We start from the raw sequence: 21,440 nt of genomic DNA on the forward strand, positions 1-21,440 counted from the left end.
TTCAATTAATAAAACTAGGTCATCATCATTATAAAGAAGATGGTTAGATATTCTGCTAAATCCTCTTTTAATAGTTTTAAGGCACTACCCATTTGATTTTCTACAGTTTTAATTGATATTTTCAATTGTTCCGCAATCTCTTTGTACTTTTTGCCTTCGAATCGACTGAGAATAAAAATTTTTCTTCGACCCTCAGGTAAACGGTCAATTGCTTTCCGAATTTTTATCTCCAATTCTTGCGCTTGCAAATCATCTTCTATGTTAAACTGACTGTGCTCCATCTCCTCTTGATTATGAATTTTATAGGCTTCTTTTACTTTCAAATGTCTGAGTTGATTGAAGCAAGCGTTTTTTGTCGCGCTGTAAAGGTAGGCTCTAGGTGAGCGATCAAAACCTACAGAAGATCGATTTTCCCAGAGCTTCACAAAGAGGGCCTGAACGGTTTCTTCTGCAGCCTCTATATCATTTAAAAAACTATTTGCATAAGCGCATAACTCGCTATAATGCGACTTGAACAAGTTCTCGAAGGTGGTTAAATTAAATGCAATTGAATCTTTCAAACCAAATAAAATTGGAGCTGAATACGTTTCACATAACGCATTCAGCTCTTTATGTTGCAAAGTAACTATTTTTCTTAGTACGGTCTTACCGATCCTGAACCTGAAATGTTTTGATTAATCGTAGGATTTCCCTTATAAATGATATCACCACTCCCCGAAATTTTAGCCGCTAAGGATTCTAATACATTTACATGACAAGTGCCTGAACCAGAAATGTTAATATCCGAGTTGTTAACCGGAAAATCATATAAAAATAAATCACCAGAACCAGTAATTTTTAGGTCTTCCGAATTCGCAATTCCTAAACCAGTCAAATCAATCGATCCTGATCCAGAAATATCACAGTCCAAGCTATTTGTTTCAATACTATCCATTTTAATATCACCACTTCCACTAATATTCATTTTTAACTGATTGGCAATAAGTTTGTTTGGTACACTTATATCACCGCTACCACTTATGTTTATTGCTAAGGCCGAACTTTCGAAATTTTCTTTAACTGTGATATCGCCACTTCCAGAAACTTTTAATTCTTCCAACTTGGGCATTTGAATCGCAATATTGATGGTGTAGTTACCTTTTACGCATTTGTTGTTTTTAAATCCAATTTTAAGGGTGTTTCCTTTCACTTTTGTCTCTAAAATTTTGAGTAAATTATCGCTAGCTGTAATTCTAACACTGTACGATTCACTTTGGGTAATTTCTACATTGGCGTCAATGGACAAACTGACCGCATTAAATCCATTGGCATCTCTTTTTTCCGTTACTGTATTCCCATTGGCTTTATGACAAAATATCCCCCCTTTTTTACACGATACTGTTCCTAATAATAAGGCAAGAAATAATAGTCCAAAATTTAAATTTTTCATTTTAACTTGTTTTGCATTTACGATAAGACACCTGACATCAAACTTACCCCTATTTTATTTTCAAATTTCCTAAAAAAAAACAAATAATTAAATGCTTAACTTTGAATTGAAGATGACTATAAACGAAAAAATAGCGGAAATATCGGCTGAATATCATCCTTCATTTAATGAAGATTTAACAGCCATGAAAGAAGATATATATTATTATTTCTCTCAAATGGAGGATTTTGAGGTTTTAAGGGTTGAGCAAACCAATGATGAAAACAGGATGGTTGTTGCGGTTTGTATCTCTACCTTGGAGGATCCATTTTTTAAATTAGTTGTGGCACATACCTGGCAAAAAGATCTGGCGTTTGATGCTGAATGGTCAGAATTTGAGGATAATGAACTTGGTACAGTTTTCCGATTTTTAACTTGGGAAGATGGCTATATTTCCGGTGAAATTTGGTTTGAACGTGGAAAACAAAGTGAAACGGAATGAAAATAGCTCTTTTCGGTGGTGGACCGGCTTGCTTGATCGCAGCAATTCAATTATCGCGTAATCATGAAGTCGTTATTTATGAACGTGGTAAACGGGTTGGACGAAAATTTTTGGTGGCAGGAAATGGAGGGTTTAATCTTACCAATGCCAAAGACCAAGAAGATTTAATAAAAAATTACACGCAGCACCGAGCTCTTAAAAATGCTTTACTTCAGTTTGGGTCAAACGATTTAAGAATTTGGTTAGACAATTTAGGAATATCGACTTTTATAGGAACCAGTGGACGTGTTTTTCCAATGAAAGGAATAAAGCCTGTTCAAGTTTTAGATACTATAATAAGCGAACTCAAAAAAAATCATGTTATCATTAAAACCGACACTCCGCTTGTTGGATTTTCCGATGAAGGACTTCCTTTGGTGAAAGAGGGAGAAGTTGTTTTAGAACATCAGGCCGACTATTATATTTATGGTTTAGGTGGAGGTTCTTGGTCAAAGACTGGGAGCAATGACCTTTGGCTCCAGTATTTCGATCAATTAGGGATAAGAACACTTCCGTTTAGTCCTTCTAACGCAGGTGTAAATATTGATTTTACAGAGGAGTTTAAAGCAAAGTTTCAAGGTTTTCCTTTAAAAAACATTGCTTGTTCGGTTGGTGATAAGGAAAAGGTTAAAGGTGAATTGTTGATTACTAATTATGGGGTAGAGGGTAATGCATTATATCCCTTAAGCAATGCTATAAGAACAGAGTTAGAACAAGGTGGGAGCACGTTGATTATCGACTTTAAGCCATCCAATACATTAAGAGATTTAGAAGGACGAATACAAGAAAGAAAGGTCTTACCAAAAAATTATGGTTTTATATTCAAACTTTCAAAAGCAGCCTTGAAGTTGATTAAAGAATTTAGTTCAAAGGAGGAATATTTAAATCCTCATAGATTGATTGAAAAATTGAAACATTTTGAGGTTCCAGTTCAAAGCTTAAGGCCAGTTGAGGAGGCCATTTCAACTGTTGGAGGCATAAGCTTACAAGAGATTAACCACAGTTTTGAACTGCTTAAACACCCAAAACATTATGTGGTTGGTGAAATGCTAAATTGGGATGCACCAACCGGTGGATTTTTATTACAAGGTTGTTTTTCGAGTGGTATGGCAGCTGCAAATGATATTTTAAATAAAAAATGAATAAAACATATTATCAAGAACAGTTTGAAAATGAAGAATTCGATAGTGAGATAATGCGAAATGCGTTATACGAGGATTGTAGTTTCAGTAATTGTAGTTTCTCTAACCTTAATTTCATAGAGGTGAATTTTGAAGAGTGCGAATTTAATTCATGTGATTTTTCAGGTGCTAATTTAAATGAAACGGCATTCAGAACGGTTGTGTTTAATGAATGTAAAATGATGGGGTTGAATTTCGAACAATTGAATACCTTTAGGATGAGTATGAAGTTTAATCACGTAAAATTGGATTATTCAATTTTTTATGGATTAAGTTTAAAAAACACTTCTTTTTTAAATTCAAGTCTTTTGGGCTGTGATTTTTCAGAGGCAAATCTTGAAAAGTCAAATTTTCAAGGGGCCAATTTACAAGAGACGATATTTTCCAATACAAATTTAAATAAAGTCGATTTTCGAAATGCAACAAATTACCGCATAAATCCATCTCAAAATAAAATGAAAGGGGCGATTTTTTCAAAAGAAGAGGTGATGGGGTTGTTAATGGATTTTGGGATAAAAATTGAGTAATTAAGTTCGTGTTTATTCTGTGAATATTCGTTCGTCGAATAAAAATGCGTCTATATCTATAATATTAATTCGTTAGTCTAGAGCCAGTTATTTTTACAAAAAAAAGGTAAAGATGACTATTTCGCGGTGTGACGTAGGTTTTATGAGTATAATTGAACAGGAAACTATTCTCTTTCATGTTTATCCTGAAGCGGAGGTACAACTCCATCACATTGAAGATCTCGAAGACCTGGTTAGGCAGATTGAAAAAGAATTACGCTTTAAAGTAATACTGTTTTTCAATGAGTCGAGCTCTATCTCCAAAAAGGCGTGTCAACGCTATGTACAACTGGTAAGTAAAGAGCTTGTTTCCGCTATTGGTGTAGTTGTTAGTGATTTGGCGCAAAATGTCATTGTGAGGCATCACTTTCGTCCACTCACAAGATTGAAACAGTTCCAAATGTTTTCTGAATTAGATGGCGCAAAATCTTGGGTGAAACAGTTCAAGTAATTCCGTTTTTTCGGCCATTTTTGTCGATAAATATCTCCTTTATATCGACAGATTTTTTATATTCGTAGAGATATAACTGAAACTGTAAAGTTTTCATTCGCCCAGCATAGGTGCGATTAAATTCAAAAGTAAGGGCTCTAAATACATTATCCTATCACTTTGATTTTTTAACGACCTCATATTGATGGTTTTACCATTGTTTTGATTGATGAAAAATGATATGAAATTACGTTTGAATGATTAAATGTGAAAAGTCAACCGTCTCCCTTTTAGACGATGACATCCTTTATATTAATGTCAATACAGATCAAGAATTTGGTTTGTACGATTATCGGCAAGTACAATTAGCTTCCTTACGCTTGGTTAAGGGAAATGATGTATTTAGCTTAATTCATGTCGGTGATAAAACAATTCCTAATAAAGAAGCACGCGAGGCATGTACACGTGATATTGGGCATGGTAAAATAAAAGCCGAAGCAATAATTATCCATTCACTTGGTCAACGAATAGTGGCGCGTCACGTGCTTAAGCAAAAACGAAAACTAATTCCTATTCGTCTATTTACCAACGAAGACAAAGCAAAAGCGTGGCTTAAAAAAATAAAGGAAGGACTATAAATTTAAGGCTTAATATAAGTGTCGTAGACCATACAATTGGTTAAAATTTTACGCCATTCTTCTTCATTCGGAGAAAGATAATAAACGAGTTCTTCATTCACCTTTTCTAGCGTATTAGTGACCGATCGAAAATCGAAGTTGTTTTGATCAAAATCTAATTCAGAAAGTTCAACTGTACCACTTTTGATGGAGAGTTTCACCATAGAATAATAATGATTCGATTCTTTCTGAAAAATTAAATATTCCCCTGTTTGGAACCCTTTATATAATTCTTGCCTGTTATTTTCTGCTTCAAAAAGGTAGGATTTACTTGGTATTAAAAAGTAATATTGTTCTCCGTCTAAAGCAACCATTACAGAGTCATTATCTAAAACACCATGTAAATAGCCGTTGCGAAGGTTGTATTGTGAGTTTTCTCTAATCTCAGTTCTTGAAATAGATAATAGTTTGTTTTTTGCGATATAAATACCCGAATCATCAATAATCAATTGATCTCCAGCAGCCGCCCTAAGTTGGTTGTTTTCTGATTCTTGTAATTCGAAAGTGCTATGATAAATTTTGTCAACTTGCTTAACCAATTGAATAGAATGAGCATGGTTGAGGTTAAAGTAGACCGAGTAATATTCATCATCTTCCGATTGTACAGAAAGACAAATGCTAAGAATTAAGAGAAAAGAAAGTATTTTTGTCATCCTTTTTAATTTTAAAATTAGCTAAAATTTAGGTTGAATGAAGTAAGAAACTAATTTTTGCCTTACCTTTATTGTTCGACCCCGATTTATAAACCAATTATTATAAAAAGTAACATGGAAAAAAGATGGGTCATTAAAAAGCATCCTGAACAGGATGATATTGTTCGATTAATAGAAGAGGTTGGAGTATCTAGACCTATTGCCAATATTCTCGGTCAACGGAACATTAAAAATTTTCAAACAGCAAAAAAATTCTTCAGACCTGAATTGTCAGATTTACATGACCCTTTTTTAATGAAAGGGATGAAAGAAGCGGTAGAGCGTATTGAAGAAGCTATTGTAAATCAGGAGAATATTTTAATTTACGGAGATTATGATGTTGACGGTACTACAGCCGTCGCTTTAATGTATTCTTACCTTGTTCGAGAATATGAGCAAGTAGGTTATTATATTCCAGACCGATACAAAGAAGGTTATGGGATATCAAGAACTGGAGTCGATTTCGCCATTGATAATAGTTTTTCACTTGTAATTGCCTTAGATTGCGGAATTAAGGCGATTAACGAGATTGAATATGCCGCTGAAAATGGAATTGATTTTATTGTGTGCGATCATCATTTACCGGGAAATGAATTGCCGAAAGCAATCATTTTAAATCCTAAGCAAAAAGGATGCACTTATCCGTTTAAAGAACTTTCGGGTTGTGGAGTTGGTTTTAAGTTAGTTCAGGCGCTAAATCAGTTAGCGGGAAATTCGTTCGATACCATTGAAAATTTATTGGATCTTGTTGTTGTGAGTATAGGAGCAGATATAGTTTCAATGTCAGGTGAGAATCGAGTGCTCGCTTATTTCGGTTTACGCCGCATTAATACAAATCCAAGAATTGGTTTTCAACGGATTTTAGAATTGGCTAATAAAAAAGATGATTTAACGATTAGAGATGTCGTCTTTACAATTGCACCTCGAATAAATGCAGCGGGCAGAATTGAGTCGGGTACACAAGCGGTTGAATTATTGCTCGCGGAAAAGTTTGATGAAGTTGAAGATGTGAGTAATTTAATTAATCAACACAATCAAACTAGGAAAGGACTTGATCGTGAAATAACGGCAGAGGCATTACAGATAATCGAACGAGATAATTGGTTGATGAATGCCAAATCTACTGTGGTTTTTAATGAAAAATGGCATAAAGGTGTTGTTGGAATTGTGGCATCTCGTTTAATTGAAACGCACTATAAACCGACATTGGTTTTAACCGAATCGAATGGTGTTGCTGTCGGTTCTGCACGGAGCATTCCTGGCTTCAACATTCATGATGCAATAGAAGCGTGCAGCGATCTAGTTTCGCAATTTGGAGGTCATTATTTCGCCGCAGGACTGACATTACCTATTGAAAATATTCCTGCATTTAAACTGCGCTTTAATCAGGTTGCAGAAGAACGATTAAGTCCAAAAATGTTAACTCCAGAAATTGAGATTGATGTTGAAATTGATTTTAGAGATATTTTTGAAAACCAACTTGGAGGCATTCCAAAGTTCTATCGTATTTTAAAACAATTAGCGCCATTTGGTCCGGATAATATGATGCCAGTTTTTGTGAGTAGAAATGTGCATGACACCGGAGAATCAAGACTTTTAAAAGATAATCACCTCAAATTATCTGTCTATCAAAAAGAGTATCCTGATATAAGAATTGGAGGAATTGGTTTTGGTTTTGGTGATTATGCCAGTCGAATAATCAATGAACCTTTTGACCTCGTTTATACGCTAGAAGAGAATCATTGGAATGGTTACAGTAATCTGCAGTTAGTGGTAAAAGATATTCGCTTTATTAAATAAAAAGACCTCGCCAAATATGACGAGGTCAAGTCATGAAAGAAAAAGGACTAGTTTTTCACAAACTTGGTTGTTTTAGCGGTACCTTCTTTATACTCAATTTGAATGAAGTATAATCCCTGTTCAAATTGACCAGTATTAATTTTTAACTTGTTTTTTGCGATTTTTTCTTCGTGATAAATCAGTTTACCAGCAAGGTTATAAATCTTAACCGTCGTCAATTCTTGACCGGCTTCAATTGTTATAAAATCACTAGCAGGGTTTGGATAAAGTTGCAGGTCTAATTTTTCTTCTGCATCAATCCCAATTCCAGCATCCGACTCAATACAAAAGTTTTTCACACCGTATTCGATTCCTCCCAATATAATTTGGTCAAGTTCTCCGGAAAAGGTTAGATAATAAGTGTCCCAAGAGTCATATGCAGGAGCACTCATGTCCAAATCAATCGTAATACCGTCGACCTCTAGAGGGAAAGTTTCTCCAAGAAAAATAGTATCGGATTCATTCACAATTAAACCTTCTTCAATTCCTGCGCCAATCCAAGAATAACTTTCAATAGTCACAGTTTGATCAGATCCATCTAATTCAAACAAAATTGAACCACCTACAATGTAAATTCCTTCGGGAAACTCAGTATTTACTCCAGCACCATAGTCGGCACCTAACCATTCACCAGTTAACCGAATTGGGAACTCACTATCTTGCGTAAACCCTACTGTATCCATTGCGGTGTAATGGCCATAAGGGAATTCATCTTCATCAGTGAAATCATCACAATCGTCATCTAAAGGTGTAAAATGTTCAACACATAATTCGGTTATGCCAAATTCAACACCAATAAAATTTATAGATTCTAGGTTTCCAGTAAAATGGACAAAATTGATGTCCCAGAAGCCAAAATCAGAAGGAGAATCTTCCATACTAATCGTAATTCCGTCTATTGTAACGGGAAAATCTGAATCAAAATAGATGGTGTCCGATCCATTTACGGAAAAACCTTCTTCTGTTCCATCGCCTGTCCAACCGTAACGCTCGAAACTAGCAGTTTGATAAGTGTTATCGAATTCAAATTTTATTGAATTTTCAATCACATATATTCCTGGTACATCTTCTGTTCCATAAAAATCTGCTGACGAGGCGTCTCCAACAATTATGGGTTGAGAGCCATCTTGGGTAAATCCAACCGTATCGGTAGATCCATAAGTTGCTTCACTTGGCCATGGTTCGGAAGTAAAATCATCACAAATTTGACTAAAGCTTGAAAAACATAGGCATAATAAGCCTATAGAAAGGGGGTGTTTAAAATTCATAAGTTAATTTTTTGAGTCGCGAAATATCTCGTTTCTAATTTCTATATATAAGATGTTTGTCGTTTCCATTTGGTTGCCTATAATTTGTGTGAAATTCAATTTATTCTTAGTTTATTGAAATAATTAAGATAGTTATACGTCTCATTTAAAAAAAAAGTAAAATGGTTAATATAGATCAATCAAAACCTGTAATGGTTACTGGAGCAACAGGGTACGTTGCAGGACGTTTAGTTGAGAAATTACTTGATGAAGGACATACTGTACATGCCGCCGTTCGTTCACCCGACAATAAAGAAAAAACAAAATACCTTGATAAAATAGCGGAACAATCAAAAGGAACGATTAAGTATTTTAAAGCAGATTTATTAGATGAGGGTTCTTTTGATGAAGCAGTAAAAGGATGCGAACTAGTTTATCATACGGCTTCGCCATTTTCTTTAAATGTTGCCGATCCGCAAAAGGATTTGGTAGATCCAGCCTTAAAGGGAACAAGAAATGTGTTAAATGCAGCAACGAAATCTGGAACAGTTAAACGTGTGGTAGTGACGAGTAGTTGTGCCGCTATTTATGGTGATGCCAAAGATTTACAAAACTTACCAAATAATACACTAACCGAAGACGTATGGAACACGACTTCAAATTTAAGTCATCAACCTTATTCTTACTCTAAAACAGTTGCTGAAAAAGAGGCTTGGAAAATTGCTAATGAGCAAAATCAATGGGATTTGGTTACCATTAACCCTTCATTTGTACTTGGTCCAGGAATAAATCCACATGCGACCTCCGAATCGTTTGATATCATGAAGCAAATGGGAAATGGAGATTTTAAGATGGGAGCTCCTCATTACGAAATTGGGGCTGTCGATGTACGGGATTTAGCAATCGCTCATTATAATGCTGGTTTTATGCCAGAAGCTAAGGGGCGGCATATCATATCTGCTGCAGATACTAGTTTTTTGGAGTTAGGAGGATATTTGCGTGAAGCATTTCCTAATTACCCCTTACCTTCAAGGAAATTACCAAAGTTTTTGGTGTGGTTAGCAGGCCCGTCACAAGGTTTGCCACGCAAGATGGTGGCCAATAATATTGGGTATCCATGGAAAGCTGATAATTCTAAAAGTCGAAAAGAATTAAATATGAATTATCGCCCGTTGAAAGAAACAGTAACGGCTTTTTTTGAGCAATTGATAGAAGCGGGAGAAATTAAGCAACGTTAAATATACAGAAAAGTCCACCACATTCGCGGGTGGACTTTTTAGTAGGTTACAAAATTTCGAAATACGGTGTTTCCGTTACCCTGGATCTGAAATACTTTTTTTTCACCTGTACTTGTGGTTATCACAATTTCGTTATTCCCCTTTTCTAAAGGAACACGAACATAATGTATCTGGCTTGGTAAACTTTGCCAATTTCTTGTGTCTGCTTTTTCTGTTGCAGCGTTGGCAATGTTGAGGGCTAAACCAGCATATTCATTTTGTTCAGAAAGTGATAGTTCACTTATCTTTTTTAAGGTTAATCGAAGTAAATGTTTACTAAGGTTTTTTAAATAATTATCTTTTTCTACCTGAAAAGCAATGGCGCTGACATCTTCAATTAGATTAAATGCCATCTTTTTATTGTTGTGAGAAATGGAGGCCGTGGCAATTCGGGTAGGGCGTTGAACATAATAAGACCATGCCAGTCGAATAATTCCTATGTCAGACGGTTTAAAATCTTCATCGTTTTTTTCAAAGTCATAGTCTACGGGAACAAAAATATTGTCCGATTGAAAATAAAATTTACCATCAGCTTTATTTAGCGTAAAAAACAAATCCTTTTGCTCTTTTATAGGGGCTATGCCGTTTTCCCAAAAAATAATAGCTTCTCCGTTAGGATGGCGTACTATTTCCCGTGAAGAATTATAATTCATTCCTGCGTAAGAAGCAGTTCTAACTAAATCATCCTCTAGGCTATATGGATTTTGCGTCAAAAAGGCTCCTGATTTATTTTCCTCATAGATTTTTTTTGCATTTCGGTATGCGATGAAAGCATTGTTAAAGTCGTTATCGGCTTCATAAATCATCCCCATTAACATCATACCAAAAGGATCCTTACCGTACTTTTTTTCTTTGGAATTTATCAAATCATCATTCTTACTTTGACTTAAATCTATTCTTCTTGCCTCAACTATTGCTTCTTCGATATTGCCCAGTTGCATATAGTTAAGTGCCTTATAGTAGTGAACAAGGATTTGTTCGTGCGGTTCGGCCTGATATGGTTGTATGGAAGGGTTAACTGTAACACCAACAGCCATTTCAAAGATGTTGCGGTAATCGTCCATCATGTCGTCCGCAGCATTTAAACTCAGATTACTTGCTTCGTATTCGCCATTCAAGTGCTGAATTTTACCGAGCTCCAAAAAGTATAATAAACGATTTCTTTTACGACTGAGAAATTTATTGGAAACGGTAAGTTCTTCTGCTTTTTCATAGTTTCCATTCAATAAAGCGTTCTCCGTTCTATTGGTTTTGTGGTAATAGGTTCCACAACCTGAAAGCACAACTCCAAGCACCAATACATATAGACAATATTTGATTGTTTTGGTAAACATGGTTTTAATTAGATTGATGGTGATACCGTATAAATTACCAGATGAGGTTTGGGGTTATTTCATTTAAATTTACACTGAGTGATCGTGCACACGACCACCCAATATAAATTTTGCTTACTTATTATTTTTTAGATTGCTCGTTTAGTTTTTAACGAATTTTTTGATTTTTTTGTCACCGATCCAAACAATTTCGTTGGTTTGAATATTGGTTAATTCTAGATCAATTTGGTAATAGACCACTTTTTTACGATCAAGCGCATCAACTATCGAATTAATTGAACCTTGCATCATGTAGTCTGCGCCAATTTCTAATCCCCATTTTTTCATGGTAGATACAGATGCGTTATCTTGTTGATCGGCGCGTTCTCCACGTATTGCTTCTCTTTTTTCACCGCCTTGAACTAATCTTACTTTTTGAGATGTAATGAAGGATTTTTCGATATCTTTCATGAAGGTCTCAGCATCGATATGCTCATGACTCTTATTCTTCACAAATCCAACAATTACAACCGGCTTTTCGCCTTTATCACTCATGTGTTTTTTCAGCCAAATTTCTCCCAAAACCTGTTCTATCATGGCGTCTGCGGTCATTCTTGAGTCTACATCATTCCACTTACCACTTATATCTATCTGCTCTTCTGGATCAACCCGAGATACACTCCTAAAACAACTCTGTAATCCTACAGCAAATAATGCTACCAATACTATATTTAAACTAATTCGTTTCATTTTTCCTTTTTTTGCGTTCTGTATTCTATTTAATTAAACAGGTTATAAATTCCTAATCCTAATGCGGCTCCGTTTAATAATGTTCCGCAGTTGTTTCCAAAATAACCACCATTATAGTAGCCGCCATTATAAAAACCATTATTGTAATAACCATTATTGTACCAGTGTGGGTTATTATAGTATCCATAATTTCTTCGGTACGGATTATAATATCCTCGGTTATAATAACGAGATTGATATTTTAACTTACGTAATTCATATCGACGGTCAATACGTTCTTGTTTCGCCTCAGCCTTTGCTTCTCTCCAGTCATATGCTTTGTATGTGTCTTGAATGGTAGTGCTTTGCGTTGTCGTTAAATCATTTGCTTGTTCAACATACCGTTGAGCTGCTCGTTCATGATTAGGATTTTGATCAGGCGTTCCGTTCTGAGCTGATCCGTTTAACGAACCCGCTATCAATAACGCTCCAAGTAAATAACCAATTGTATTCATAACTTTCGTTTTAGTTCTTTTTAAATTCGGTTTAATATTATTTAAACTCACACTGGGTATTGCAAACCGTGTGCCAAAAATCGAAGTTTCTCAACTTAATCGGTTTAGATTCTAAAAGATTTAGCTAATTGTTCTTAACAATCCTATAACACTTTCAACGAATCGAATAATAAATCAATTATTTTGAATCCATTTAATCCTCTTGAAATACTTATTTTTGTTCAGTAAATTAATTGCAAACTCCCATTAAAATTAATAAAAAGAATGGAAAAAATTTTAATCAAAAACATTAAAAATTTAGGTGGAATTTTAGAAGATGTTCAAGGTCCTTTGAGAGGACAAGATTTTGGATCTTTTCAAATGATATCAGACGCTTTTTTAGCGATAGAAGATGGGAGAATTGCTGCATATGGTTCAATGTCAGATTTGGCAGGGATTGTTGACTGGAATGATTTGAAAGTGATTGATGCAGAAGGGAAATCTGTAATGCCAGCTTTTTGTGATTCGCATACCCATATTGTTTTTGCCGCAACGCGAGAGGAAGAGTTTGTCGACCGTATTAAAGGCTTGACTTATGAAGAAATCGGTAAAAAAGGAGGTGGTATTTTGAATTCTGCACGAAAATTGAGCAAAATGTCAGAGGACGAATTGTTTGAATCAGCATATAGAAGGTTGGAACTTGTTCGTTCATTGGGCACGGGAGCAATAGAAATTAAAAGTGGCTATGGTTTAAGTGTTGATGCAGAATTAAAAATGTTAAGGGTTATAAAACGATTGAAAGAAGCGTCAAAAATGACAATTAAATCAACCTTTTTAGGTGCACATGCTTTTCCAGAAGAGTACAAAGAAAATAAGGAGGCGTATGTTGATTTAATCATCAATGAGATGTTACCGCAGATTGTTTCCGAGGGATTGGCTGACTATATTGATGTTTTTTGCGAAAGAAATTATTTCACAGCCGATCAGTTAGAACGAATTTTAAAGGCTGGTGTCGCGGCAGGACTAAAACCAAAAATTCATGTTAATCAATTTTCTGTGATGGGAGGTGTTAAGATCGGTGTAGATAACGGTGCAGTTTCTGTCGATCATTTAGAAGAGCTGTCAGATGATGATATACAGGCGTTAAAAGAATCTTCTACGATAGCAACCGCATTACCAAGTTGTTCCTTTTTCCTCAACATTCCCTTTTCACCGGTTAAAAAAATGGTAGAAAATAATATTGCAGTTGCTTTGGCTTCTGACTATAATCCTGGTTCAACTCCAAGTGGGAACCTACAATTTGTGGCTTCCTTAGCTTGTATTAAAATGCGCTTAACACCCCATGAAGCACTTAATGCAATCACCATAAATGGAGCGTGCGCTATGGAATTAGAAAATGAACTTGGAAGTATAACTTTGGGTAAAAAGGCCAATATTATCTTAACAAAAGAAATTCCTACATTAAATTATATCCCCTATTCATTCGGAGAAAATTGTGTCGAAGAAACATTAATTTTTTAGTGAAAACTGTTCTAAAAATTTGTGCCGCAATTGGATTATCAACGCTCTTGTTAGAGCTTTATGTCTTATTGAAATTGCAGGAAAAATTTGAGTTTAAAGGTATTCAGCTGTTAATTCTTTTATTTCCTTTGGCTATTCTTTACCACGTTTTATTTGACCAAAAAAAAGCTCGTTAAAAACGAGCTTTAATTCCTAAGTTAAACGCAAATGGCATTCCTGGTCTTAAGCCAGCTGGTCGTCTGGAAACGACATAAACTTGATTGGTTAAGTTAGTGGCATTTGCAAAAAGTTGAAAATTCTTGTGGAGTTGGTAATTTGCACTCGCATCAAGGATGAAGTAGGCATCAGTTTTTTCTGTATCTATAATTTCACCTTGCCCTGGTGAAGTTCTCATTTCATCCATATATCTTCCACTTATATTTAATCCAAATTTAGCATGTTGTAGGCCTAGAACAATTGCTAATTGATGATGTGCTAAATATGGGAATTCATCTCCTGCTTCCACATCTCCCCAACCATCAAACGCACTTTCGAAGCTATTTCGAAATTTGGCATCGGTATAGGTATACGAAAGGTTTAAAGGTAGTGCGAATTTACTTTCGGCAAATGAAGCGAGTAAATCATATCCAAATTGAAACTCAATTCCTTTTGTTTCAACCGCTCCACCATTGAATAAATCAGTAGAGCCACTCCCGCCTGCAGCTGCTAAATCGGCTCCAAGCAAATTGCTATAATCATTAAAGAAGAGCACTAACTGTCCGTTAAAGGCATTTTTACGATATCGAGATCCTAGTTCGTAGTTAATACTTTCTTCTGGTAAAGCACCTTCTGTAGAGCCAGGAGGAGAGAATCCTTTATGGACACCGGCAAAAGAACTCAGGTATTTGTTAAATCGATAATCTATTCCCACTCCTGGAATAAATACCTCTACTTGATTTGATCGTTCTTTTAAATCTGAACCTGTTCTGTTTGGGTCATTTTTGCCATAATCTTCTCGAGCAATTTTTATGTTTTCATATCGCAAACCAGGCGTAATCGTAAATTTCTTTATTTTTAATTGATATTGTAAAAATGCCGCTAATGCGTCTGCTGTTTCCACACGGTTACTTTCTGTTCCTGCTTCACCTGCATTCGTTAATTGCATAACTCCGTTATTCATCGCATATTCATCAGCCCATTGAAATCTATCGATTTGGTCTTGATGTAAACGAACTCCAAGGTTAAGATTATGAGTTAATTTGCCTGTCTTAAAAGTGTAGTCAATATTGGTTTGAACACCTTGAGCATAGTACGATCGGTTATTTGCTTTTACGTACAAAGCATCATCGTTTATGCTAGTACCACCACGTACTACATCAAACAGCTCAGCATATTCAGAAGGGTTATCGAGTATTGAGCTAATACCCACTGCATTGCCAGCGGTATCTCTTACTTTATCTAATTTGTACCAGTTTCGTTTAAAATCAGAGCGATAAACCGAAGTGTTTATTTGTAAATTTTTAGAAAATTTTATTAAATGAGAAAGCGCATATTGCGTTTGTTCTGTATTCATCTGGTCCATTTGCGAACCAGCATAAAGTCGATAAGGATTAGTGTCAAAATCTGCTTGACTAAGGCCTAGATAAGTTTGGTCAGAAGTTTCAGTTGCTTGTCCAATTTTAAACGTCAAAGCTTGGTAGAAGCGGGCATCGGAATCCGTATTTAGTCTAAATTTAGCAAGATAATCTTGTTTGTTAAATCCAGTATTTCCCCCACCATCAAGTTCTTTAAAACCGTCTGAACCATGTTGAAAAGTTTCAACCATGTATGCAAAATTCTTATGCGAATTTCCAACAACAGCGTGTAAATTTCTGCCTCCAAAGCTACCTCCTAAAAGGTTAATTTTACCAGAAAATTCGTTAGGAATCTGAGAAGAGATTAAATTAATTGCTCCACCAGTTGTGTAAGGGCCATATTTAATTTGGCTACTTCCTTTTAAAATTTCAACAGCTTGCATTCTACCAATTGTAGGAAAATAATAGGCCGCGGGTGCAGCATATGGAGCAGGTGCCATCAAAATACCATCTTCCATTACGGTTATTTTAGAGCTTCTTTCGACACCTGTCCCTCTCAATCCAATATTCGGACGTAGTCCAAAGCCATCTTCTTCTTGCAAGTTGACTCCTGGAACTGTCCTCAAAGTTCTATTGACATCAGTGTAGCTAAATTTTTCAATTTCCTTCGGTGATAAATAGTAAACTGAACCTGGAATTTCTTGGATTCCGACATCGCCGCCAGTCATAACTGTAACCGGGGTTAACATTGAAATGGCCTCTTTTAAGTATAAGCTTATCTCGGTGGTAACATCAGGTTTAATCTCAATTTGTTTTTTTTCAGTGAGATGCCCAATATTTGAAGTAATTAGTGTGTATTTACCTGTAGGAACATCCTTCAATTCAAAATATCCACTTCCATTTGACGATGTAATTTGCGGCATTGATTCTAAAAACACAGTTACACCTGCTATCGAGGTTGTGCTATCTGATTGCCAAATTTTTCCTTTTACTGCTCCGGTTTGAGCAAGTATTTGTGTTGTAATACAAATACTTAGACCGATTAATATGATTGCCTTCTTCATTAATCTAAACGCTTTATTTTTTTTTGTTTCGTGGCGCAAAGATCTTATTTAGATTCGGTCTAAAGAATACCACTTTTATGGTATTTTTTAATCTTAGAATTAGTGTGGTCTAATTCAGGCTATTTTTGATGTAACCATGAATTAAATTCTGCTATTACTTCATTCCAATGTTCTTTTTCGTAATTGGTTTGTCCGTCCTCTTTTACCTCAAAAAAGTTATGTTCTAAATTGAGATATCTTTTTAATGTGAGGTTGGATTTGTTGGCATCTAAAAATAGAATAGGAACAATGTCGCATAGATCGGCTGATCGGTCTGCTGTTCCATAAGCAATATAAATTGGAATATCTAACTCTAACCAATCATCATAAAACGTCTCGTTAAAACTTTTCCATGTTTTAAGAGTTGGATTGTTTATTAGACTATCTCTAAGATTTGTTTTAGCATAATAATCATAAGTCGAATTCATGATCGAATCTGCTTCGGCCCATGAAATTTTACCAAGTTGAGCATCTAACCTGGCCGAACGAATGTATTGATCAATTCTGCCCATAGGGTTCGGGGAAAATAAACCTAATTGGGTTACGCTAGGGTTGAACGAAGCCACTTTTGTCGCGACCTTGGCACCTTGAGAATGGCCAGCAACAATTACTTTTTTGTCATCCACCCACTTTTGACGATGTAAAAAGTCCAAAACCATATTTGCGCGCATGACATAGTTGTCTAAATAATCCGCAGCTAAAAAATCACTCGAGTATGTATGCGGTGCTGTTGTGTCAGGGATAAATGCATAATTAGAATTCAATTGGTTGCGTTTTGCTATTAAAGGTGTTTTGGGCATCGAAATAACAACGACATGATATTTTTGGATGAGTTCAGAAGTGATAAAATTGGTTGCCCCTCCACCCAATAAATAATAGCCATTTTCGCCTGCATCGACAAATAGTGGTATTGGTTGTGAACCTTGACACCAAAGGAAAATAGGTTTTTTATCGGAAACATCAGGGGTCAGTATTATAAAATCAACAGTATCTTTTTTTGTGGTCAATGAATAATGCGTTACAACTTCGTCAATGGACTGATATTGGGCGTAAGATACATTACCAAAAATAAATAAGAAACAAGCTAAAACTCGAAGTGCTTGGTGATGTGCTTTATAAATGAACATATTGTGGGATTTTAAGACACGGGTTTAATTTAGTTATTTTTACAGTTTAATCCCACAATATGTTACATTTTACTTCTTTTTTATTTGTGGTGTTTAGGCTCCCAAATAAGTCTTATAAAACCACTTAAACGTTCGTTTTCCCTTTTAATAGGAATTCCAGTAATAATTCCAATGAGTAAATTATCAGCAATTCCTAAACGTAACTGTGGTCGTATGGTCATGTCAAAATCATTCTCATGGAAAGTTTTATTGAATTCAACCCCCATAAAATTTTTAGTTCCGTTGATCATATAATGGATATTCGAATTTATTTGATAGTCCATTGAAATGGTCTTATGATCGAAGTGGTGAATTAGTTGAGGTCCAGTATACAATAACGTGTGAAAATTTGTTCCCCACCTTTTGGCGATTACAAAAAAAGGATTGTATACATTGCCTGTTATATCAAAGGAATGGTACGCCTTAAATTGGGGGAGTTCAAACTCATGTATATAACCTAAAGCCATAGAGGTTGCAATTGTCTCATTAACAAAAAAGGACCATTGACCGGCTAATTTTAAACTATTTAAACGGTGACCTGGAATAGAATCTTTCTGTTCAAATTGACTGGGTGAATAAAATGTAAACGGGAGTTCAACTTCAAGTCCAATACGATTAATGGGTGCCCATTCATATTCGATTAAGGCTTCGTAAGCATCATATTTATAGTTGTCTGTTAAACCCAAGCCAACGTTCCATTCTTTTTCACCTTTTCTGGCACCTAAGTCACGGATTAAGTCGATGTATAGGGGTTCAGCATGCAAAACCTTACTGGGTTTATTGTTGTTTTCATTGTTTTGAATGAAAAGACGCTCATTTTTTGTCTTTTCAGGTTGCGCCAAAGCACAAGTAGCTAGCCCTTGAATAGCTAGTATAAAAAAGCATTTTAATTTCATGTTATTGATTTATTTTAATGAATTATTCCCTTTTATCAAGAGATTAGTATTCTAAAAACAAATCAATTTCTGGAGGAGGAGTATGCAGTTTATAATGGCCCTTAGACAGGTGACTATCTAAATAGTAATAATGGTCACAGACACGTTTACCAGTCAAACAAATTGGGATGTTATTACCTGAGTTTATTTTAATTTCAAACTTGACCGAGCTTTGTTTTTTAGATTCGTCAGAATCATAGTCGTCGTATTCGTGTATAGCGTTTTCGTATCCAAGTATTTTTTCTAAGATTATTTCTAAGATACTTTCTTGATCATTAATGGTTAAATCTTCAGCGATATATTCGGGATTTAGATCTTCAAAATCAACACTAGTATTGAGCAGGTACAACCCCAGTATTCCCCAAGTGAGACGTATGAAAATGTTATTTCTAATCCTTTCTAACACGCGTCAAAAATAAGGATTAAAGGGATGTAAAGGATTAAAATTATGTTAATCTAATCAATTATAACCCTATGGCAACACTAGTCATGGTTAAAGAACCACCTAGAGGCTTGTCGTTAAAAATTTCGATTGATTCGCCCTTGTTTTGTGCACCTAATATGTATAAAAGTGGAATATAATGTTCGGTTGTTGGAATGGATAAATCGAATGCTACGCCTTGTTTTCTGAAGTTTATTAAAGGCTGATGATTTTCTTCTTTGATCCATTTTTTCATCTTTGAATTAGCTTCCAAAGCCCAATCAAAACCGTAATAATCATTCATTTTGTCCCAAGCGATTCTGCGGAGATTGTGTACATTATTTCCGCTGCCAACCAGCAGAACGCCTTTTTTTCTGAGAGCACTTAGTTGCTGTGCCAATTGATAGTGATCTAGCGGACTCAAATTGCGGTCTATACTCATTTGTATTACCGGTATGTCTGCGTTAGGGTAAAGGTGTTTTACAACCGTCCAACTACCGTGATCAAGTCCCCATTCATGATCGTCTAATAATACGGTACCTTTTGGTTGAATTAATTCTTGAATTTCTTTAGCTAATTCTGGATGTCCTGGTGCTGGATACTTTACTTCATATAGAGCTTTGGGAAATCCTCCAAAATCATGAATGGTTCGTGGGTTTTCCATTGCAGTCACATACGTACCATTCGTTTCCCAATGTGCTGAAACAACTAATATTGCGTTAGGTTTCTCCATCCGTTTCCCAATTTTTTTAAAGGATTGAACAAACTCGTTATCCTCTATACCATTCATTGGTGAACCATGACCTAAGAACAAAACAGGCATTAATGATGTGCTACTAAATGATTTAGAGAGTTCATTAAGTTTCTGTATCGAAGCAATTGCAGGTACGGACAAAGCTCCGATACCTGCAATTTTCAAAAAATCTTTTCTATTCATGTTAAGCATAAACTTGAGATAAGTATTCTGTTGTAGGTGTTGGTTGTCTTTTGAGTAACTTTTCAAGTGTACCATCTATTACCTCTAATTCACCTTTCGCTTGTGCTTGCGAAAATGAGGAAATTAGGTTGATATAATCAGTTGGCACATTATGTTTTTCCATTTCTGAACGATATTCATCAGGACTCGTTGAAATATAACGAATTTCTTGATCATTTGCCTGACTTATAGCTTCGGCAATATCTTGATATGAAACGGCCTGGTTATTAGTCAATGAATATACTTTATTTTCATGTCCTTTTGAATGAATGATTTCTGCGGCTGCTTCGGCAAGTTCTGAGCGTAAAACTGCACTCACTTTGCCGTTTGCTGCAGGTTGAATTATCACACCACTTTCCTTTAAGTTTTCACCTATAAAAATCGGTAACATATCTAAGTAAAGTGAATTTTGTAAGATAGTGTATGTAATACCGCTTTCCATAATCCACTTCTCCGTTTTTTCATGTGTATTTTGTAGAAAAGAAATGGCAGAAGTACTCGCTGGAGTATTACGAATGAAAGAGGTGTAAATAATATGTTCTACACCTGAAGATTTGGCTGCGTCGACAATATTTTTGTGTTGACTTTCTCTAGTTTCAACCTCGCTTCCAGAAACAAATAATAGTTTTTCTACGCCGATAAAAGCATCCTTAAGTGTTTGAATGTTATCGTAATTACCTTCTCTAATAACGATACCTAAATCCCTTAATTCTTCAGATTTATTTTGGTTTCTCACTAGACCAATAATTTGGGTAGGATTCGCTCCTTTATGAATTAGACTCTTAATGGCTTCCATACCATAATGTCCTGTCGCTCCTGTTATTAAAATCATATTTTTATTTTTTATTATCTATTATTAAAGCAAAATTACTAGATTTGATATATAAAGTATAGTTAATGTACATTGAATATTGATATACTTTAGTATAGTAAGTTGTTAATTGATAGATAATGAGTGTTTTAAGTGAAATAGAAGATGTGAAGCAATGTCCGAAACAATTTGTTTTGGCCATAAATGACACCTTAAATGTAATGAATGGAAAATGGAAAATGCCGATCTTGGCATCCCTATTATACGGTAAAAATCGATTTAAAGATATCCAAGCGAACATTGAAAAAATCACCCCTCGTATGCTTTCGAAAGAATTAAAAGATTTGGAAATGAATGGTGTTGTAAAACGAAATGTTTATGATACAACACCCATTCGAATCGAATATGAATTGACTACTTCGGGAAAAAACATTGTAAAAGTTTTGGATGCAATGGTTGAATGGGGAATAGAGCATCGAAAAACTGTTGTTGAGAAATTGAATTGATGTTCGTTTTTTTTGATATTTAGATTAAAAAAAAGTTATTAAAATAAAGTGTTT

22 protein-coding genes are annotated in these 21,440 nt (G+C 35.2%); 9 read left to right on the top strand and 13 right to left on the bottom strand.

What is annotated here, in order from left to right; translation table 11 throughout:
- Positions 1-14: 14 nt before the first annotated feature.
- Positions 15-620, bottom strand: a complete 606-nt coding sequence (locus tag A8143_RS04160; protein WP_175437480.1) for an RNA polymerase sigma-70 factor — start codon at positions 618-620, stop codon at positions 15-17.
- Positions 621-634: 14 nt separating this feature from the next.
- A complete protein-coding gene (locus A8143_RS04165; protein WP_066756710.1) occupies positions 635-1,429 on the bottom strand; it encodes a head GIN domain-containing protein in 795 nt (264 codons plus the stop codon).
- Between the two features lie 91 nt (positions 1,430-1,520).
- Here A8143_RS04165 and A8143_RS04170 point away from each other — a divergent pair, with 91 nt between their 5' ends.
- The 5 genes from A8143_RS04170 (at position 1,521) to A8143_RS04190 (ending at position 4,764) form a co-directional block, all read left to right on the top strand.
- A complete protein-coding gene (locus tag A8143_RS04170; RefSeq protein ID WP_066756712.1) occupies positions 1,521-1,910 on the top strand; it encodes a hypothetical protein in 390 nt (129 codons plus the stop codon).
- Positions 1,907-3,091 carry a BaiN/RdsA family NAD(P)/FAD-dependent oxidoreductase gene (locus tag A8143_RS04175; protein ID WP_066756714.1) on the top strand — a complete coding sequence of 395 codons (1,185 nt, stop codon included), beginning with the start codon at positions 1,907-1,909 and terminating at the stop codon, positions 3,089-3,091. The genes A8143_RS04170 and A8143_RS04175 overlap by 4 nt, the downstream gene beginning before the upstream one ends.
- A complete protein-coding gene (locus A8143_RS04180; protein WP_066756717.1) occupies positions 3,088-3,657 on the top strand; it encodes a pentapeptide repeat-containing protein in 570 nt (189 codons plus the stop codon). Before A8143_RS04175 ends, A8143_RS04180 begins: the two co-directional genes overlap by 4 nt.
- Before the next feature lie 112 nt (positions 3,658-3,769).
- A complete protein-coding gene (locus A8143_RS04185) occupies positions 3,770-4,147 on the top strand; it encodes a DUF7793 family protein (RefSeq protein WP_066756720.1) in 378 nt (125 codons plus the stop codon).
- Between the two features lie 236 nt (positions 4,148-4,383).
- The gene (locus A8143_RS04190) at positions 4,384-4,764 is read left to right on the top strand and encodes a DUF7793 family protein (RefSeq protein ID WP_066756723.1); all 381 of its coding nucleotides are present in this window, start codon (positions 4,384-4,386) and stop codon (positions 4,762-4,764) included.
- 2 nt (positions 4,765-4,766) lie between these two features.
- Here the strand turns inward: A8143_RS04190 and A8143_RS04195 are convergent, their stop codons facing one another.
- The gene (locus A8143_RS04195; protein ID WP_066756729.1) at positions 4,767-5,456 is read right to left on the bottom strand and encodes a hypothetical protein; all 690 of its coding nucleotides are present in this window, start codon (positions 5,454-5,456) and stop codon (positions 4,767-4,769) included.
- A gap of 114 nt (positions 5,457-5,570) precedes the next feature.
- Between A8143_RS04195 and recJ the strand changes: the two genes are divergently transcribed.
- Positions 5,571-7,295, top strand: a complete 1,725-nt coding sequence (gene recJ / locus A8143_RS04200; RefSeq protein ID WP_066756731.1) for a single-stranded-DNA-specific exonuclease RecJ — start codon at positions 5,571-5,573, stop codon at positions 7,293-7,295.
- Positions 7,296-7,342: 47 nt separating this feature from the next.
- On the opposite strand, the gene A8143_RS04205 is transcribed toward recJ, so the two are convergent.
- Positions 7,343-8,602 carry a T9SS type A sorting domain-containing protein gene (locus A8143_RS04205; protein ID WP_066756733.1) on the bottom strand — a complete coding sequence of 420 codons (1,260 nt, stop codon included), beginning with the start codon at positions 8,600-8,602 and terminating at the stop codon, positions 7,343-7,345.
- Positions 8,603-8,763: 161 nt separating this feature from the next.
- Here A8143_RS04205 and A8143_RS04210 point away from each other — a divergent pair, with 161 nt between their 5' ends.
- A complete protein-coding gene (locus A8143_RS04210) occupies positions 8,764-9,819 on the top strand; it encodes an NAD-dependent epimerase/dehydratase family protein (RefSeq protein ID WP_066756736.1) in 1,056 nt (351 codons plus the stop codon).
- A gap of 38 nt (positions 9,820-9,857) precedes the next feature.
- On the opposite strand, the gene A8143_RS04215 is transcribed toward A8143_RS04210, so the two are convergent.
- From A8143_RS04215 to A8143_RS04225, 3 genes are all read right to left on the bottom strand, one after another.
- A complete protein-coding gene (locus tag A8143_RS04215) occupies positions 9,858-11,192 on the bottom strand; it encodes a COG3014 family protein (protein ID WP_066756739.1) in 1,335 nt (444 codons plus the stop codon).
- 141 nt (positions 11,193-11,333) lie between these two features.
- Complete coding sequence (locus A8143_RS04220) at positions 11,334-11,921, bottom strand: penicillin-binding protein activator LpoB (protein WP_066756744.1); 588 nt, start codon at positions 11,919-11,921, stop codon at positions 11,334-11,336.
- Between the two features lie 29 nt (positions 11,922-11,950).
- The gene (locus A8143_RS04225; protein WP_139134262.1) at positions 11,951-12,415 is read right to left on the bottom strand and encodes a hypothetical protein; all 465 of its coding nucleotides are present in this window, start codon (positions 12,413-12,415) and stop codon (positions 11,951-11,953) included.
- Positions 12,416-12,679: 264 nt separating this feature from the next.
- On the opposite strand from A8143_RS04225, the gene hutI reads away from it, so the two are divergent.
- The gene (gene hutI / locus A8143_RS04230; protein ID WP_066756749.1) at positions 12,680-13,915 is read left to right on the top strand and encodes an imidazolonepropionase; all 1,236 of its coding nucleotides are present in this window, start codon (positions 12,680-12,682) and stop codon (positions 13,913-13,915) included.
- A 172-nt stretch (positions 13,916-14,087) separates the two neighbouring features.
- On the opposite strand, the gene A8143_RS04235 is transcribed toward hutI, so the two are convergent.
- The 6 genes from A8143_RS04235 to A8143_RS04260 all read right to left on the bottom strand — a co-directional run bounded on the left by A8143_RS04235 (position 14,088) and on the right by A8143_RS04260 (position 20,901).
- Positions 14,088-16,532 carry a TonB-dependent receptor gene (locus A8143_RS04235; RefSeq protein ID WP_083261209.1) on the bottom strand — a complete coding sequence of 815 codons (2,445 nt, stop codon included), beginning with the start codon at positions 16,530-16,532 and terminating at the stop codon, positions 14,088-14,090.
- Positions 16,533-16,651: 119 nt separating this feature from the next.
- Entirely contained in the window at positions 16,652-17,698 is a 1,047-nt protein-coding gene (locus A8143_RS04240) for an alpha/beta fold hydrolase (RefSeq protein ID WP_066756751.1), read from the bottom strand.
- 80 nt (positions 17,699-17,778) lie between these two features.
- On the bottom strand, positions 17,779-18,633 hold the full coding sequence (locus A8143_RS04245; RefSeq protein WP_066756753.1) for an HAEPLYID family protein: 855 nt from the start codon (positions 18,631-18,633) through the stop codon (positions 17,779-17,781).
- 43 nt (positions 18,634-18,676) lie between these two features.
- Complete coding sequence (locus A8143_RS04250) at positions 18,677-19,078, bottom strand: hypothetical protein (RefSeq protein ID WP_066756756.1); 402 nt, start codon at positions 19,076-19,078, stop codon at positions 18,677-18,679.
- Positions 19,079-19,136: 58 nt separating this feature from the next.
- Positions 19,137-20,030, bottom strand: a complete 894-nt coding sequence (ygiD, locus tag A8143_RS04255; protein WP_066756759.1) for a 4,5-DOPA-extradiol-dioxygenase — start codon at positions 20,028-20,030, stop codon at positions 19,137-19,139.
- 1 nt (position 20,031) lies between these two features.
- Positions 20,032-20,901 (bottom strand): SDR family oxidoreductase, encoded by an 870-nt coding sequence (locus A8143_RS04260; protein WP_066756762.1) that lies wholly within the window; start codon positions 20,899-20,901, stop codon positions 20,032-20,034.
- Between the two features lie 119 nt (positions 20,902-21,020).
- Between A8143_RS04260 and A8143_RS04265 the strand changes: the two genes are divergently transcribed.
- Positions 21,021-21,386 (top strand): winged helix-turn-helix transcriptional regulator, encoded by a 366-nt coding sequence (locus A8143_RS04265; RefSeq protein WP_066756765.1) that lies wholly within the window; start codon positions 21,021-21,023, stop codon positions 21,384-21,386.
- The last annotated feature ends 54 nt before the right edge of the window (positions 21,387-21,440 follow it).

Source organism: Crocinitomix algicola, assembly GCF_001661595.2.
Lineage (GTDB): Bacteria > Bacteroidota > Bacteroidia > Flavobacteriales_D > Crocinitomicaceae > Crocinitomix > Crocinitomix algicola.